The following is a 15,799-nucleotide window of genomic DNA, read 5'->3' as shown; positions in this document are numbered from 1 at the left end:
GATCGTTCTCACCCCGTGGGCCCGTGACCCGGACCCCGGCATCGCGGACCCCACTCGGGGGAAAGTCAGGGGCAGGCCCTGATGCGCCCGGAGCCAGAACGTTGCATGCTGAACAGGACGACCCGGTCAAGAGCGGGCGTCACGCGATTCGACTGGAGCGGTAGTCATGACGCTGGAGCGCGGTAGCGCATTCACCCCGGTCGCCTCGGCGACGATGGTCTGGCCCTGGGGACTGTCCATCATGGGCGGCGCTGCGGGCGGCGCCCTGTTCTTCCTTTTGAACCTCGGTACCGGTGCGCTGGCCTCCGGCATCGGGGCGGCCGTGATCTTCTTCGCGCTGTTCGGCGGTGTCGGTGGCGTGGTCAGCAAGAAGAGCGACCGCCGCGGCCGCCGCTGGGCCGCGACCTACCCGTTCCGTTACGCCGCCGTCCCCGGTGTCGTCGGCGGCGCGGGCTACGGCCTCCTGCAGATGATCACCGGATCCATCCTGGGCGGCCTCTTCGGCGGCCTGTTCGTGGCCGCCGCCATCTGGATCACCGTCGGCCTCATCGCGACCCTGGTCGGCGAGAAGAAGTGACCGCGGCCGCACGTGTCCGTCCCCGGAGCCGTCGCCCGATCGGGTGACGGACGCGTCAGCCCACGGCGAACGCCCCGCTGAGGTGGGGCGTTCTTCCGCGTCCGGGCCCTTTGCCGGGCAGGAGTACACGCGAGAGTCTCCCAACCGCGTGATCCCGGTCGAGGAGAACGCCTAAGCTCGACAGGTCTGCCGAATGTTCGCGCAGGCGACGTTCGGGGACGAGGCCGTCCGCACGCACACCCACGGGAGACGACCGGCGCCGATGACTGAAGCTGCCCGTCAGAAGATGGTCGAGCGGGTCCGAGGGCTCCTTCGCATGGCGGAGGACCCCTCGGTCACCGATGCCGAGAGCCAGGCCTTCACCGCCAAGGCCGCCGAGCTCATGACCCGCCACGCGATCCAGGAGGCCGAGGCCCGCGCCGAGCGGGGCGAGGAGCCGGACGCGATCAGCCGGATGGACCACGTGGTCACCGGCCTGGGCGGCCACGGCAAGGCACGCGTGAAGGCCCTGGCCGACATCGCGGCCGCCTACGGTTGCCAGTCGGCGGTGCGTGGCAACACCTCCGACACCACCGACCGCACCATCATCCTGGTGGGCACGGTGGACGCCCTGGAGGCCCTGCAACTCCTCTTCCCGTCGATCTCCAACCAGATGGAGGCCTCGGCGAAGTTCATGAGTTCCACGCACGTGGCCGACATCAGGGAACTGCGCAATTACACGCGCTCGGAGCTGGAGACCGAACGCAAGCGCTACTACCGCTCGTTCGTGCGCGCCTACGGCCAGGCCGTCGCCGAACGCATCCGCGAGTTCCGGGCCCGAATGCAGGAGAACGCGGCCCAGGACGAGGCCGACGGGGATTCCGGGGAGCAGGGTTCTCAGGAGGCGTCCTCCCGCGGCGCGGACCTCGTTCTGCGCGAGGACGTGCACCGGGTGCAGGAGGAGTTCCAGAAACAGTTCCCGCAGTTGCGCAAGCACCGGCCCGAGCGCACGCACAGCGCCGCCGGTTACCGCGCGGGCTACCGCCGGGGGCGCCAGGCGGAACTGGGGCTGGAGACCACCGTGGAGAGCGGTGGGAAGGAGACCTCGCCCCTTCCGGAGAACGCCGAAAAGGCCGGACAGGGTTCCACACGCTGATGTAGGGCTCTCCTCGGTGCCCTCTGGGTGGAAGTTGTCCACAGGCTGTGCACAAGACACGCCAGGGGCCATTTCCGCACGTCATGCCGGAATTTCCAGGACAGATGCTGCCTGATTCGGCTCTTTCCAGGGATGATGACCCTGAGTTGTCCACAGGCCGCGGAGCCTGCCTGTGGATAACTTTGTGGACAAGCGGGAACCGCGGACCGCAAGGCCGAAAGAGGGCAGTTCAGGACACCCGCAACGGTTGCACCAGGTACCGGAAGGTGGACCCCCGTTCCCCGCCCTCGGGCAGGTCGGTGAACACCGCGGGTTTGGTGGGCTCGGTGAAGTTGAGCCGGGCCCGCTCCGTCTCCACCCCCGAAAGCCCGTCCAGAAGGTAGTCGGGGCGGAAGGCCAACCGCAGCGGGTCGCCCTCGTAGTCGACCTCGATCGCCTCGACGGCCTGGGCGTCCTCGCCGGACCCGGCCTCGAGCACCACCTCGCCCTCCGAGAACGCCAGGCGCAGCGGGGTGGTGCGGTCGGCGACCAGAGCGACGCGCTTGACCGCCTCCAGCAGGGGCGCGACGGTCACGTGGGCGCGGCCGGAGAACTCTGTGGGGAACCACGAGCGGTACTTGACGAAGTCGCTGTCGATGAGGCGCGTGGTGGTGCGCCGCTCGCCGCTCTCGAAACCGATCATGCCCTCGCCCGGGGACAGGCTCACGCCCTCTCCGACGGTGACCGTGGACAGGGCGATCTCGACGTTCTCACCCGTGACGAGCCCCCGCACGGTGTCGGAGAGCGTACGGGCGGGCACGAGCGCCGCCACGTCGATCGAGGTGTCGGAGGGCAGCCACCACAGCTCGCGCACGGCGATGCGGTAGCGGTCGGTGGCGACCACGCTCAGGCTGTCGCCGGAGAAGTCGAGGTAGGCACCGGTGAGCATGGGCAGGGTGTCGTCCCGGCTGGCCGCGGGCGTGACCTGGCGGACCGCCTGGGTGAGGGCCTGGGCCGGCACCGAACCGATGCGCGGAGGCATGCCGGGCAGGCTGGGGTAGTCCTCCAGCGGCATGGTGATGAGGGTGAAGCGGGCCGCGCCGCCGCTGATGCGTACGCGCGAGCCCTCGCTCCGGATCTCGACGGTGCCCTCGGGGAGGTTGCGCACGATCTCGGCCATGAGGCGGCCGGGGATCAGGGCGCTGCCGCCCTCTTCGACCTCGGCCCGGACCGACGCGCGGGTGGAGACCTCGTAGTCGAAGCCGGACAGGCGCAGGGAGGAGCCGTCCTCGGGCGCTTCCAGGCGCATACCGGCGAGCACCGGGACGGCGGGGCGTGTGGGCAGCGCCCGTGCGGTCCAGCCGACCGCGTCGGCGAAGGCGTCGCGGTCCAGTCGCAGTCTCACTGCGGGGCCTCCTCGTCGGTGGTTCCGTGTGGCGACACGGTAACCGGAGGCTCCGACAGAATCAGGGAGATGCGCCCGGCCGGAACCGGCCGGGCCAGGGCTCACTTCTTGTTGGGACGCAGGGTCCACACGACGGTCATCCGTCCGGTCACGGTGCCGTCGTCCGTGCGGAGCTCGATCTCGACGGGGAACTCTGGGCGCTCGCCCTTGTCGAGCTCGGCGACGATCTCGTCCCGGTCGCGGCCCAGCTTCGCGTCGGCGGTGACGTCACCCATGGCGAGCTTGAGGTAGCGGATCTCGGCACTGACGGCCAGCGGGACCGCGCGCTCGAGCTGGTCGCCGAAGGTACCGATGACGATCGCGCCGGAGGCGGACTCGGCCAGGGTGAACATGGCGCCCGCGTGCGGGCCGCCGACGTGGTTGTGGTGGTCGGCGTTGTCGGGCAGGCGCATCACGGCGTGCCCGTAATCGAGGTCGGTGAAGGTCACGCCCAGCGTGCGGGCGAAGGGGACCGCGGCGAGGAAGCCGGACTTGACCATGTCCGCCGTCTCAGCGTTCATCTCTGTCATACCGGCCATGTTACTCACGGGTAACCCTCGGGCGCCACCCTCCGGGACCCGCCCCTCCACACGGCATCCACACGCGCGCGTGGGCTACCATGACTGGCGGAGACGGGGTTCTCCCCCAGGAGGGTTCGCATAGCGGCCGAGTGCAGTGCTCTTGAAAAGCACCAAGTCCTTGACGGGGCTTCGTGGGTTCAAATCCCACACCCTCCGCACAGAACGGGGGCCGGTGGCGACGCCACCGGCCCCGTCGCGTTCCACCCTGCCGCTCGGGCCCGCGCAGGGACAGGACCGCCGCCTCCAGCCGGAACCCGACCACGAACAGGGACTCCCCCGGGCCGGGGTGGACACCCGGTGACACATCGGTGAGCACCGTCGGAAACCTCCGTGCCGCACCCCCGCCACACGGTTCCCCGCAGGCATAGTGGGCCCCGCATCCCCCGCAGTGAAGGCCCCCAGACTTCGGGAGACCCTGTGGACACGAACCCGATCCGCGGCTTCGTACGACGACACCCGGCGCTACGGCAGGCGGTGCGGAGGGTCCGCGGCCGTCTTCCCCAGCGCCTCGGCGGGATCGACCCGGCCCGGCTGCCGGGTCGGCGCCGCTTCGAACTGGACCTCCCCCGACGCGACGACGAGCACGCCCCGGCCCCCGGACCGGCGTCGCTGTCCCTGAACACACCGGGCGGGCTCTGGGTCCCCCAGAAGCTCGAACAGGACGGGCTCGCGGGGTTCGAACCCGAGACCCTCGCCTGCTTCCTCGCCACCCTCGACCACGCGGGCCCCGGTGCGGTCCTGGACGCGGGCGCGAACGTCGGGGTGTACAGCCTGCTCGCCGCCGCGCACAGCACCCGCGCGGTCCGCGCCTTCGAACCCACACCGCGCATCGCGGAGACCGCGCGGCACGTGGCCGCCGCCAACGGGCTCCGGATCGAGGTGGCCGAGATGGCGCTGGGCGACCACACCGGACACGCCTCCTTCACGCTCTCGTCCACCTCCGACGCCTCCAACTCCCTCGCGTCCGGGTTCCGTCCCGAGGCCGGACGCATCGACGTGCGGGTGGACACGCTCTCGCGCTGGTGCGAACGCACCCGCACCGTCCCGGCCGTGGTCAAGATCGACACCGAGACCACCGAACCCGACGTCATCGCCGGCGGCCTCGAGGCCCTGCGCGAGTTCCGCCCGTGGATCTTCTGCGAGGTCCTGCCGGGGCACGGGGTCGAGGAACGCCTCATGGAACTGCTGCGCCCGCTCGACTACGGCTGGTACCAGCTCGGCGACGAGGTCCCCTCCCCCGAGCGCCCGGTGATCGACGGCCGGATCGGCGACGGGTCCCAGCGCATGTGGCTCTTCGCGCCCGAGCCTCCGTCCGACGCACTGTGGGAGGACACCCGCGCGTGGCGCCGCGCCCTCGACGTCTGCCACCCGGCGGCCGTCGCACACCGCGGCTGAGGCCCCCGGACACACGACGGCCCCCGCCTCGGCGGGGGCCGTCACTCTGGCGAAGGGCTCAGTCCTCGTCCTCGTCACCGTGCTTGGGCAGCACCACGACGGGGATGTGCGAACGGTGCAGGATCCCCTGGCTCACCGAACCCAGCAGCAGGCCCCGGACCGTGCCGCGCCCGCGGGACCCGACCACGATCGCGTCGGCCTCGTCGGCGGCCCGCAACACGGCGTCGACCGGGTTGGACTGAGTCCGCACGACGCTGACCTCGATGTTCACGTCGTCACGGTCCTCGAGGGTCTCCGCGAGCAGCTCGGCGACCAGCTCCTCGGACTGCTTCTCGAACACGTCCTCCTGCGGCTGGAAACCGGCCGCGGTCATCGCGACGGGGTCATAGGGGTACGGAACCTCCCAGCTGTTGACCACCACGAGCTCGCCCTCGCTCTCGGCGGTCATGTCCACCGCCAGACCCAGGGCCCGGCGGGCGTTGCGGGAGCCGTCGACACCGACGACGATGCGGTCGAGGGAGGTCGTCGCGGGGCGGCCCTGGTCGTCGTGGGGCACCACCACGACCGGGCAGGGGGCCTGTGCGGCCACACGCACGCTCACCGAACCCACGAACAGGGACGCCACCGTACCCAGGCCGCGGGTCCCGATGACGATGAGGTCGTGCGGGTGGCTCTGCCGGATCAGCGCCAGCGGGGCCTCCTCCAACGCGGTGACGGTCTCCGTCTCCACGTCGGGCTCCTGCTCGGTCGCGTGCGCCCGGGCGTCGGTCAGCACGCTCGTGGCCTGGCCGCTGATCTCGTCGGTCGGCTGGAAGCGGGTCGGACCGCCGTAGGCCGAGACGATCAACGGCATCCCCAAGGCGTGCACGATACGCAGCACGGCCCCGCGGCGGACGGCCTCCGCGGCCGCCCACTCCAGGGCCGCCCGCGAGTGGTCGGAGCCGTCGACACCGACGACGACCTTGGGCGTGTGCTCCTGGTGTCCTGCCATGTTCTCCCCCTTAGCGACTGTCACCCATCATCACCGAGTGCAGCAGGTTCACGTGGGACCGGCACAGGTCGGAAGGTCCCGCACTGCCCGTCAACCGGCCTCGTCCGCGTGCGGCGGAAGTACCGCGACGGGCATCCGGGCATGGTGGAGGACCCCCTGGCTGACCGAACCCATGACGAGCCCCGCGACACCGCCGCGCCCGCGGGACCCGACGACGACCAGGTCGGCGTCGTCCCCCTCGTCCAGGAGGGCGGTGACGGGGTCGGCCTGCACACGTACGGCGCTGATGTCGAGCTCTTCGGTGTGTTCGTCGGCGACCTCGGCGAGCACACCGGCCACGATCTCCTCCGACTGGCGGTCGAAGACCTCCTCGTGGAGCGACCGGGGGTCGTCGGCCCGGGAGGCGGCGTCCTCGGGGAGAGGCACCTCCCAGCTGTTCACCACGACCACGGAGGAGTCGGTGTCCCGTGCCTCGCGGAGGGCGAAGCGGAGGGCGCGGCGGGAGGAGTCGGATCCGTCCACGCCCACCACGATGCGGCCGCGGTGTCCCCTCGGGCCTTCGGCCTCGGGCACGACCACGACGGGGCAGGGGGCCTCCGAGGAGGTCTTCACGCTCACCGACCCGTGCATCAGGGCGCGCACCGACCCCAGTCCGCGGGATCCGACGGCGATGACGTCCTGGCCGCGCGCCTCGTTGATCAGGACGGCGGGCGCCTCCTCGGGGGCGAGAACGACCGCCACCGACAGGTCGGGGTGGGTGGCTGCGGCGTACTCCGCGCTGTCGGCGAGCATCCGGTGGCCGGCTTGCCGCACCTCCTCCGAGGCGGTGTAGCGCTCCGGCGGTGCATAGGCCGCCATGACCATCGGCATGCCCATCCCGTGCACGAGCCGCAGTTGCACCCCGCGCCGGGCGGCGTCGTCGGCGGCCCAGACCAGGGCGGCGTGTGCGTGCGGCGACCCGTCGACCCCGACGATCACCGCGGGCGGTCGTTCCTGTGCGTTCATCCTCGAACCCCCTCGGTGTCATTGTCCGGGAAGCGGTCCGGGAAACCGGAGAGGCTCCAGTGGTGTGCTGTGCCTCCCCGGTCGGCGTTCACCCCTGGTGTCCGAACGACTCACCGACGGAAGCGGCGAGCTGCAGGTAGGCGTCCTTGGTGGCCGGGTCGAGCTGTTCGAGGTCGACCTCGGCGCCCTCCTCAAGGTGTCCGTCCCAGGGGACGCGCACCACACCCCGGCAGCGTCCGGCGAAATGCTGCTCGAGGCGGCCCAGGTCGACACTGCTCTTGCTGTTGGACCGCACCATCGACAGCACCACGACGGCCCCGCGCACCAGCCCCATGTGGCCGTGCGCCTCGAGCCAGTCGAGGGTGGCGCTGGCGCTGCGGGCCCCGTCGACGGAGGCGGAACTGACGAGCACGACCTGGTCGGCGAGGCCGAGCACACCCGTCATCGCCGAGTGCAGCAGGCCCGTGCCGCAGTCGGTGAGGCAGATCGAGTAGAAGTGCTCGACGATCCGGGAGACCTCCCGGTAGTCCTCCTCGCTGAAGGCCTCCGAGACCGCCGGGTCCCGGTCGGAGGCGAGAATCTCCAGGCGGCTGGGCGACTGCGAGGTGAACCCGCGGATGTCGGCGTAGCGGGAGATGAGGTGGCGTTCGTTGAGCAGGTCGCGGATGGTTGCCGCCGTCTCCAGGCGCACCTTGTCGGAGAGGGTGCCGCGGTCGGGGTTGGCGTCCACGGCCAGCACCCGGTCACCGCGCAGGGAGGCCAGGGTGGCGCCCAGGGCGACGGTGGTCGTGGTCTTGCCGACCCCGCCCTTGAGGCTGAGCACCGCGACCCGGTGGTGCCCGGTGGCCACCGGGGTGCACGCGCGTGCGACGAGTTCGCGCCGGCGCAGCACCTTCGCGGACTCCCCCGGGTTGACGAGCCCGAAGGTCGCACTGTGCACGGCCTTGCGCCACCCGGTGCTGGGCCCCTGCCGCCGGTTGCGCACGAGGGTGGCGGCCTGGAGGGAGTCGGAGGTCTCGCCGTCCCCGCGGTCGGACACCGGTGGCGGGCCCACCGGTCCGGGCGGGGCGGCGGCGCCCGGCGGAGCGCTCGGACCGCTCGGCGGCTGCTGCGGTGCCGGCTCTGCGGGACGGAGCCCTGAGGAGGGCGGCCTCGGCGGTGCCCAGGGTGAGTCCGCCCCCGGGTCCGGGCGGGTGGGCGCGGGCTCGGTGACCCCGGACGGCCCCGGCGCGGGGGCGGGGGGTCCTGCGGGCGGCGAGGGGTTCGGGGGTTCGGCGACGGTGTCGAGCGGTGGCAGCTGTTCGGGCTCGGGAACCTCCGGGCCGCGGTCGGTCCGCCGGGGCCCGAGCGGGTCGTCCTCGGGTTCGGCCGGTGCCGCGGGCCGGCGCGGACGCGACCCCGGGACGAGGCGCACGGTGTTGCCGCGCACGTCCTCCTCGGCGTCCTCGATGTCGTCGGGATCCTCGGCCTCGTCGGGATCGTCCCAATGCACCCACGGGGGCGGTGCCGTGTCGGGCTCCGCGGGCGAACGGGGGGTCTCGGGTTGGCGGGCGTAGGGCGGCGGGGGCGGCGGTGCGCCCTCGAAACCGCCGAACCACTGCTCCCGCGGGGACGGGGCGGACGACGGCGGACCCGGGGTGTCCTCGGCGAAGGGCTCGTCGGTCCCGCCCCAGGGGGACTCGGTGTCCGGGTCCGGCCCGTGCTGTTCGTGCTGTGCCACCGGAGCTCTCCTGCGTTGAGGGGTCGGAAGAGGTCGGACCCGAGAGACGCTCGGGCCCCGCCTCGGGGTTCACTCGGCATCACTCATACCCGTCACCGGCGGCGCAAGCATCACGACCGCGATGCCGTCCCCCGCCCCGGATCCGGTCCCCTCCCGGCCCTCGAAGTCGGTGGTCCGGATCGATACGGTCGGACCCATGTACGCGATCACCGTCACCGAACCCGGTGGCCCCGAGGCCCTCAGCTGGTCCGAAGTCCCCGACCCCGTTCCCGGCGAGGGCGAGATCCTGGTCGAGGTGGCAGCCACCGCCGTCAACCGCGCCGACGTCGCCCAGCGGGAGGGCCGGTACCCGCCGCCCGCGGGCGCACCCGAGTACCCGGGGCTGGAGTGCTCGGGCACGGTCGCCGCCCTGGGTCCCGGAACCGAGGACTCCGGATGGTCGGTCGGCGACCGCGTGTGCGCACTGCTGTCCGGCGGCGGTTACGCGGAGAAGGTGGCGGTCCCGGCCGGCCAGCTGCTGCCGGTGCCCTCGAAGGTCGGTCTCGTGGAGGCGGCGGGCCTGCCCGAGGTGGCCTGCACCGTGTGGTCGAACCTGGTCATGGTCGGCGGACTGCGCGCCGGCGAGACCGTCCTCGTCCACGGGGGCGGCAGCGGCATCGGCACGTTCGCGATCCAGTTCGCCCGGGCCCTGGGCGCACGGGTCGCGGTCACGGCCGGCAGCGACGAAAAACTGGCGGCCTGCCGGGAGCTCGGCGCGGAGATCACCGTCAACTACCGCACCGAGGACTTCACCGAGCGCCTGCGCGAGGAGGGCGGCGCCGACCTGATCCTCGACATCATGGGCGGCTCCTACCTCGACAAGAACCTGCGTTCGCTGCGCACCGGAGGCCGCATCACCACGATCGCGCTCATGGGAGGGCGCAGCGCGGAACTGGACCTCGGCCGTATGCTCGCAAAGAGGCTCTCCGTGCACGCGACCACGCTGCGTTCCCGGCCCGCCGATGAGAAGGCGGCGATCGTCGCGGGGGTACTGGAGCAGGTCTGGCCGCTGGTCGAGGACGGCGACATCCGTCCCGTCGTCGACCGTTCACTGCCGATGCACGAGGCGTCCGAGGCGCACCGTGTCATGGAGGCCAGTGAACACACCGGCAAGATCCTCCTCACACGCTGACGGTGTTCGGACGGGAAGGGGACCCATGAGCAACGAGGACCACGAACAGGAGCAGCCCCGGGTTCTGCTGATGGGCGAGCAGCAGGGCGGGGACGACGGCGACGGTTCCGAGGAGCCGCGCACCCTGGCCGACATGGTGGAGCAGCCGGCGAAGGTCATGCGCATCGGCAGCATGATCCGGCAGCTCCTGGACGAGGTGAAGGCCGCACCGCTGGACGACGCCAGCCGGGCCCGCCTGAAGGAGATCCACGAGTCCTCCATCAAGGAACTGGAGGACGGCCTGGCCCCCGAGCTCATAGAGGAGCTGGAGCGGCTCACCCTGCCCTTCGCCGAGGGGTCCTCACCCAGCGACGCCGAGCTGCGCATCGCCCAGGCCCAGCTGGTGGGCTGGCTCGAGGGGCTCTTCCACGGGATCCAGACGACCCTGTTCGCGCAGCAGATGGCGGCCCGGGCGCAGCTGGAGAACATGCGCAAGGCCCTGCCGCAGGGGATGGCCGCCGGCATGCAGCAGGCCCAGGCAGCCGGTGACCAGGGCGAGGGGCGTCTGGGCGGCCCCTACCTCTGAAAACCGGCCGGTACACGACGCGAGCCCGCCGCGGATCGTCTCCGCGGCGGGCTCGTTGCTGTATCAGGGGGTCAGCCCTTCTTGGCGGGGCGCACGGGCTCCAGTACGTCCCTGCCCACGTACGGGCGCAGCGCCTCGGGCACCACGACCGAACCGTCCTCGCGCTGGTGGTTCTCGAGGATCGCGACGATCCACCGGGTGGTGGCGAGCGTGCCGTTCAGGGTCGCGGCGAAGCGGGGCTTGCCGTCCTCGTCCCGGTACCGGATGTTGAGCCGGCGGGCCTGGAACTGCGTGCAGTTCGAGGTCGACGTCAGCTCGCGGTAGGTGCCCTGCGTGGGGACCCACGCCTCGCAGTCGTACTTGCGGGCGGCGCTGGTGCCCAGGTCGCCGCCGGCGATGTCGACGACGCGGTAGGGCAGCTCGAGCTTGTCGAGCATGGTGCGCTCCCACGCCAGCAGCCGCTCGTGCTCCTCGTGCGCACGGTCCGGGTGGGTGTGGACGAACATCTCCACCTTGTTGAACTGGTGCACGCGGATGATGCCGCGGGTGTCCTTGCCGTAGGAGCCGGCCTCGCGGCGGAAGCAGGACGACCACCCGATGTACCGGCTGGGCAGGGACTCGCCGGGCAGGATCTCGCCGGCGTGGTACCCGGCGAGCGGGACCTCGGAGGTGCCGACCAGGTACAGGTCGTCGTCCTCCAGGTGGTAGATCTCGTCGGAGTGCTCGCCGAGGAACCCGGTGCCCTCCATCGTCTCGGGCTTGACCAGCACCGGCGGGATCATCGGCGTGAAACCGTCGCCGATGGCCTGGTTCATGGCCATGTTGAGCAGCCCGAGCTCGAGCTGGGCGCCCACACCGGTGAGGAAGTAGAACCGCGCCCCGGAGACCTTGGCGCCACGCTCGGTGTCGATGGCACCGAGCATCTCGCCGAGCTCGAGGTGGTCGCGGGGCGTGAAGTCGAACTCGCGGGGGTCACCGACGGTGTCCACGACACGGAAGTCGTCGACGCCGCCCTCGGGCGCACCCTCGACGAGGTTGGGGACCTTGCCCAGCAGGGTGTCGAGCTCGTCCCCGAGCCGTCCGGCCTCCGCCTCGGCCTCCTTGACCTGGGCCGCGAGCGCCTTGGCCTGGGAGAGCAGTTCCTCGCGCTCCTCCGCGGAGGCCTTGGACACCGACTTCCCGACACTCTTCTGCTCGGCCCGCAGGGTCTCGAACCGCGTGAGGGCGGAGCGGCGGTCGGAGTCGAGTTCCAGCAGCCGGTCCGCGACGGAGGGGTCCTCCCCACGGGCACGCTGCGAGGCTCGGAGTCGTTCGGGGTCGTCTCGGAGTGCGCGAAGGTCGATCACGTCTTGCAGGTTACCCCCAGGCTCCCGCCGGGCCGACATCTTTCCCGGAGTCACGTCATGACCTCCCCGCTCCCCCGTCCCATCGAGTGACGGAGCGCCCCGGGCCCACCCGGGCGCGCGGCGAGACCACGAGGGAGGGCCTGCGTGAAGCCGTTGAACACGATGACCGCCGAGGAACTGGCCGCGGCGTTGGACGCGCTGAACGCCCGGTTCCCGCAGGACGAAGCGCTGAGGTTGGCTCTGCACCGCGAGATGCGCCGGGCGGCACAGGAGGAGTGGATGTTCGAGGAGCCCGAGGGCGCCGCCCCCTGACCCCGGCGCACCGGCCGGGCGGTCGGCGGCTCAGTCGACCTGCCCGGACCGCAGACGCGCCAGCCAGCGCTCGGCCTCGGCGAAGTCGGCCTCGGTGGTGGGGCGGGGCCGCAGGCGCGGTTCGAGCTCGGTCGGGCGTGCGCTGCGCGGGTAACTGCCGAGGAAGCGCACGTCCCGGCAGACGCGGCGCAGACCCATGAGCGCCTCACCGACCCGGGAGTCGGAGACGTGGCCCTCGGCGTCGATGCAGAAGCAGTAGTCGCCGAGCGCGTCGCCGGTGGGACGCGATTCCAGGCGGGTGAGGTTGACCCCGCGCACGGTGAACTGGTCGAGCACGTCGCCGAGGGCACCGGGGCGGTCCTGGGCGATGAAGGCCACCAGCGAGGTCAGGTCGGAACCGGTGGGCTCGGGCAGTTCCCCGGGCCGGGTGATGTAGATGAACCGGGTGGCGGCGTCGGCGCGGTCGCCGATCTCCGTGGCCAGCGCCTGCAGTCCGTAGCGTTCACCGGCGATGACGGCGCAGATCGCAGCGTCGTAGGGGGCACCGGGTTCGGCGACGGCACGGGCCGCGGCCGCGGTGGACGAGACCGTGTGGGTGTCGGCGTCGGGCAGGTGCCCGGACAGCCAGCGGCGGCACTGCGCCAAGGCGTGCGGGTGAGTGGCCACCCGCTTGACGTCGGCCAGAGTGGTGCCGGGGCGCGCGAAGAGCGCGAACTCCACGGGCACGGACGTCTCACCGGTGATCACGAGCGGATCGCCGTTGACGAGCTGGGCGATGGTCGCGGTGACGCTGCCCTCGACGGAGTTCTCCAGCGGGACGACCCCGCCGTCGACCCCTCCCGAGCGCACGGTGTCGAAGACGGCCGCGACGCCCTCGCAGGGCACACGCGCCTCCTCCGGTGCATCGGGGCGGAGCGCGCGCAGGGCGGCCTCGGTGAACGTGCCCTCGGGGCCGAGGTAGGCGTATCGCTTGGCCATGCCCCTCAGGCTACTCGCCTCCCCCGGTGTGCCGTCCCTCACCTGGGACGTGACCGGAACGCGAGAGGACACTGACGGGTTCCTCCGTTCCCGCGGGCCGGGGACGCGTGGTGCCGGCTCCGCCGGTGGTGCCGCCCGCGGGTCCGTACCCCAGCCTCGCCGAGCGCACGGCCCGGTACTCCTCCGTGCTGAGCAGGACCTCCCCCTCTCCGGCGATCACCGCCTTGGCGTAGGTGCGCGCCTCGGTGCGCCCGTTGATGCTGGTGAGCACGACCCCGTCGCCCTGGCCGTCCAGCAGGGCCACGGAGAAGGAGCGCGCCCCCGACATCTCCTCGAGGGCGTCGTAGTGCACCACCGCCACGTCGCGGACGGCACGGGGATCCACACCCGAGGACCGGACCTCGAAGTCGCGGTTGAGCAGGGCACGGTTCTCGCCCTCCAGTGTGCGGACCCTGGCGCAGGCGACCGCCGCGAACGCGAGTGCGGCCAGCGCCGTGACCAGACTGAGGAAAACCAGGAAGACAACCACGGCGCGACCGTAGCGTGACCGAACGCATGCATGAGGCAACTCCGAGCAATCGCGCCCGGTTCGTGACCTGCCGGGAAAGACCGGCTCAGTACGCGGAGCGGGCCCGGCGGCGCAATCCGGTGCGTGCCAGGGCCCGCCGCGCCGCGGGGCCGACTCCGCGCACGGCCAGGGCACGCGCCACGTCGGTGAACTGGTGGGCACGGTGCAACTGGGCGCTCAGGTCGGCGCCGGTGGCCCGGTGCTCCAGGGGGACCTCGACCTCGACCACACGCAGGCCCGCACGCAGGACGTCGATGGTCAGACCGGTCTCTACGCCGAAACCGCGGGCCAGCGGGCGGGCCGTCTCGAAGGCGGCACGGCTCAGACAGCGCTGCCCGTTGAGCGGCTGTTCGGGTTCCCAGCCCGTGGCCCGGCGCACCCCACCGCGCGCCAGGCGCACGACGAACCCGTGCCCGCCGAGACGGGCACGGGTGGCAGGGAAGAGGGCGATGGACATGTCCGCGGTCTTGTCGACGACCGGCTCGAGGAGCGGAGCGGCGCCCGCGGCGGTCTCCCCGAGGTCGGCGTCGAGGAAGAGGAGGTGGCGGGGCACAAGACCCACACGGTCCTCGCGCGCCTCCACCTCGGCGACGGCATCGGCGCCGGTCTCCATCGCGGTGCCCTTGCCCCGATTGCGAGGGTGGCGCACGACGCGGGCCCCGGCCTCACGCGCGAGGACCCCGGTGCGATCGGTCGATCCGTCGTCGACGACGAGGACCAGATCCACACCGGGGAGGGAGCGGGCCGCCTCGACGGTCGGGCCGACCCTGAGCTCCTCGTCCTTGGCTGCGATGATCACGGCGACCGCGGAGTCCTCCGGGCCGCCGTCCGTCCCGCGTCCCACGCAGCCGCGGTCAGGCGCCGGGGCCGGCTTGCGCCGAGAGGGGCCCGAGGTCCGGATGGATCGTGAAGACCTCGTCCAGCCCGGTGACCTCCAGCACCTTGGTGACAGCGGGTTTGGGTGCGACGAGCTCGAGGTCGCCCTCCTTGTCGCGGGAGCGCTTCATCGCCGAGAGCAGCACACTGATGCCGGTCGAGTCACAGAACTCGACCCTCGACATGTCGATGACCAAGCGCCGTGCCCCGTCCTCGAGGGCTCCGACGAGTTCGTCGCGCAACTGGGGTGCCGTGTACAGGTCGACCTCACCGCCCACAGTTACCACTGCGACGTCGTCCTGAGATCGGCTCGATATCTTCAACTCCACAGTCGTGACTGTAGCGTCCTCTACGGCCACCAGCCACCTCGTTCACGGCGTTTCCCGACTTCGCCGGGGGTCTGCGACCGCACACGGCGGTGGGACCCGGGCTGCGGATCGCGCTGTGGAGAAGGGGTTGTCAGAGCAGAGCGCTCCCGGCGGCCGCGTTGCCGCGCGCCCCAACGGGGACCTCGACGACGGCCGGATCGCCGGGGGTGTCGGAGGGAACGGGGTCGGCCGATGCCGCTTCGGCGCCGGAACCCTCGTGCGCGAGGTCGTCGCCGGTGATCTCCAGGACCGCCCACACCGTCGTGGTGTCGCCGTCCATCTCGGTGCCCCAGCGGCCCGCGAGGGCCTGGACGATACCGAGGCCGCGGCCGCCGAGCCCGGAGACCGAGGGCCGGGCCACACGGGGCATGCTGCTGGATCCGCCGTCGCGCACCGAGATCTCCACCCATCCGGAGGAGCCGGAGGCCGGGTCGATCCCGGCCCGCCAGGCGACGCCGACAGTGTCTTCGTCGGGTGCGGGAAGAGGGGCGGCGTGGCGCAGCGCGTTGCTGACCAGTTCGCTGAGGACGAGGGAGGCGTCGTCGACGCGGTCGTCGCCGAGCCCGATTCCGGTGAGGTCGCTCTGGAGCAGCTTGCGCGCCCCGGTGACACTGGAGGGGACGTAGGGAAGGGTGACGTTCCGCTCGACCTCGTGCCGGCACTCCCCGTCTTCGGGTGAGGTTCTGTCTCCTGCCACGGCTTTTGTCCCTGAGCGTTCGTACTGTAGCGAGCAGAGTGGAAGCCACCGAAGTGTGACGGCGGCGTCCACCAGGGGTGGAAATGCCCCG

The 15,799-nt window shown here is 71.8% G+C and carries 18 protein-coding genes and 1 tRNA gene; 7 read left to right on the top strand and 12 right to left on the bottom strand.

Annotated elements, in window-relative coordinates; translation table 11 throughout:
* The first annotated feature begins 166 nt into the window (after positions 1-166).
* Together IDM40_RS24445 and IDM40_RS24440 are read left to right on the top strand one after the other, a co-directional pair.
* Positions 167-577, top strand: coding sequence for a hypothetical protein (locus tag IDM40_RS24445; RefSeq protein ID WP_193124414.1), 411 nt, complete (start codon positions 167-169; stop codon positions 575-577).
* Positions 578-863: 286 nt separating this feature from the next.
* Positions 864-1,712 (top strand): DUF2786 domain-containing protein, encoded by an 849-nt coding sequence (locus IDM40_RS24440; RefSeq protein WP_193124449.1) that lies wholly within the window; start codon positions 864-866, stop codon positions 1,710-1,712.
* A 229-nt stretch (positions 1,713-1,941) separates the two neighbouring features.
* Here the strand turns inward: IDM40_RS24440 and dnaN are convergent, their stop codons facing one another.
* Together dnaN and IDM40_RS24430 are read right to left on the bottom strand one after the other, a co-directional pair.
* Complete coding sequence (gene dnaN / locus IDM40_RS24435; protein ID WP_193124413.1) at positions 1,942-3,096, bottom strand: DNA polymerase III subunit beta; 1,155 nt, start codon at positions 3,094-3,096, stop codon at positions 1,942-1,944.
* A gap of 101 nt (positions 3,097-3,197) precedes the next feature.
* Positions 3,198-3,665, bottom strand: coding sequence for a DUF4442 domain-containing protein (locus IDM40_RS24430; RefSeq protein ID WP_193124412.1), 468 nt, complete (start codon positions 3,663-3,665; stop codon positions 3,198-3,200).
* 118 nt (positions 3,666-3,783) lie between these two features.
* Here IDM40_RS24430 and IDM40_RS24425 point away from each other — a divergent pair.
* Positions 3,784-3,872, top strand: a tRNA-Ser gene (locus tag IDM40_RS24425).
* Positions 3,873-4,133: 261 nt separating this feature from the next.
* Complete coding sequence (locus IDM40_RS24420) at positions 4,134-5,111, top strand: FkbM family methyltransferase (RefSeq protein WP_193124411.1); 978 nt, start codon at positions 4,134-4,136, stop codon at positions 5,109-5,111.
* Positions 5,112-5,169: 58 nt separating this feature from the next.
* On the opposite strand, the gene IDM40_RS24415 is transcribed toward IDM40_RS24420, so the two are convergent.
* From IDM40_RS24415 to IDM40_RS28715, 4 genes are all read right to left on the bottom strand, one after another.
* Positions 5,170-6,102 carry a universal stress protein gene (locus IDM40_RS24415; protein ID WP_193124410.1) on the bottom strand — a complete coding sequence of 311 codons (933 nt, stop codon included), beginning with the start codon at positions 6,100-6,102 and terminating at the stop codon, positions 5,170-5,172.
* 90 nt (positions 6,103-6,192) lie between these two features.
* A complete protein-coding gene (locus IDM40_RS24410; RefSeq protein WP_193124409.1) occupies positions 6,193-7,107 on the bottom strand; it encodes a universal stress protein in 915 nt (304 codons plus the stop codon).
* Positions 7,108-7,195: 88 nt separating this feature from the next.
* The gene (locus tag IDM40_RS24405) at positions 7,196-8,827 is read right to left on the bottom strand and encodes a MinD/ParA family ATP-binding protein (protein ID WP_193124408.1); all 1,632 of its coding nucleotides are present in this window, start codon (positions 8,825-8,827) and stop codon (positions 7,196-7,198) included.
* Between the two features lie 69 nt (positions 8,828-8,896).
* The gene (locus IDM40_RS28715) at positions 8,897-9,025 is read right to left on the bottom strand and encodes a hypothetical protein (protein WP_268959395.1); all 129 of its coding nucleotides are present in this window, start codon (positions 9,023-9,025) and stop codon (positions 8,897-8,899) included.
* On the opposite strand from IDM40_RS28715, the gene IDM40_RS24400 reads away from it, so the two are divergent.
* Together IDM40_RS24400 and IDM40_RS24395 are read left to right on the top strand one after the other, a co-directional pair.
* Complete coding sequence (locus IDM40_RS24400) at positions 9,024-9,998, top strand: NAD(P)H-quinone oxidoreductase (protein ID WP_193124407.1); 975 nt, start codon at positions 9,024-9,026, stop codon at positions 9,996-9,998. The two genes, IDM40_RS28715 and IDM40_RS24400, sit on opposite strands and share 2 nt — an antisense overlap.
* A 25-nt stretch (positions 9,999-10,023) precedes the next feature.
* The gene (locus IDM40_RS24395) at positions 10,024-10,563 is read left to right on the top strand and encodes a bacterial proteasome activator family protein (RefSeq protein ID WP_193124406.1); all 540 of its coding nucleotides are present in this window, start codon (positions 10,024-10,026) and stop codon (positions 10,561-10,563) included.
* Positions 10,564-10,634: 71 nt separating this feature from the next.
* On the opposite strand, the gene serS is transcribed toward IDM40_RS24395, so the two are convergent.
* Positions 10,635-11,909 (bottom strand): serine--tRNA ligase, encoded by a 1,275-nt coding sequence (gene serS / locus IDM40_RS24390; RefSeq protein WP_193124405.1) that lies wholly within the window; start codon positions 11,907-11,909, stop codon positions 10,635-10,637.
* Between the two features lie 144 nt (positions 11,910-12,053).
* On the opposite strand from serS, the gene IDM40_RS24385 reads away from it, so the two are divergent.
* Positions 12,054-12,221, top strand: coding sequence for a hypothetical protein (locus tag IDM40_RS24385; protein ID WP_193124404.1), 168 nt, complete (start codon positions 12,054-12,056; stop codon positions 12,219-12,221).
* A gap of 30 nt (positions 12,222-12,251) precedes the next feature.
* On the opposite strand, the gene pheA is transcribed toward IDM40_RS24385, so the two are convergent.
* The 5 genes from pheA to IDM40_RS24360 all read right to left on the bottom strand — a co-directional run bounded on the left by pheA (position 12,252) and on the right by IDM40_RS24360 (position 15,708).
* Entirely contained in the window at positions 12,252-13,199 is a 948-nt protein-coding gene (gene pheA, locus IDM40_RS24380; protein WP_193124403.1) for a prephenate dehydratase, read from the bottom strand.
* A gap of 10 nt (positions 13,200-13,209) precedes the next feature.
* Positions 13,210-13,728 (bottom strand): DUF4446 family protein, encoded by a 519-nt coding sequence (locus tag IDM40_RS24375; RefSeq protein WP_328807117.1) that lies wholly within the window; start codon positions 13,726-13,728, stop codon positions 13,210-13,212.
* An 85-nt stretch (positions 13,729-13,813) separates the two neighbouring features.
* Positions 13,814-14,611 carry a glycosyltransferase family 2 protein gene (locus IDM40_RS24370; protein WP_328807116.1) on the bottom strand — a complete coding sequence of 266 codons (798 nt, stop codon included), beginning with the start codon at positions 14,609-14,611 and terminating at the stop codon, positions 13,814-13,816.
* A gap of 10 nt (positions 14,612-14,621) precedes the next feature.
* A complete protein-coding gene (locus IDM40_RS24365; protein WP_193124402.1) occupies positions 14,622-14,972 on the bottom strand; it encodes an STAS domain-containing protein in 351 nt (116 codons plus the stop codon).
* 130 nt (positions 14,973-15,102) lie between these two features.
* Positions 15,103-15,708: an ATP-binding protein gene (locus IDM40_RS24360; RefSeq protein ID WP_193124401.1), complete on the bottom strand. Its 606-nt coding sequence runs from the start codon at positions 15,706-15,708 to the stop codon at positions 15,103-15,105.
* Between the last annotated feature and the right edge of the window lie 91 nt (positions 15,709-15,799).

This window comes from Nocardiopsis coralli, from assembly GCF_014892575.1.
In the GTDB taxonomy this organism is placed as follows: Bacteria; Actinomycetota; Actinomycetes; order Streptosporangiales; family Streptosporangiaceae; genus Nocardiopsis; species Nocardiopsis coralli.
This window is presented reverse-complemented; position numbering and strand designations above follow the sequence as displayed.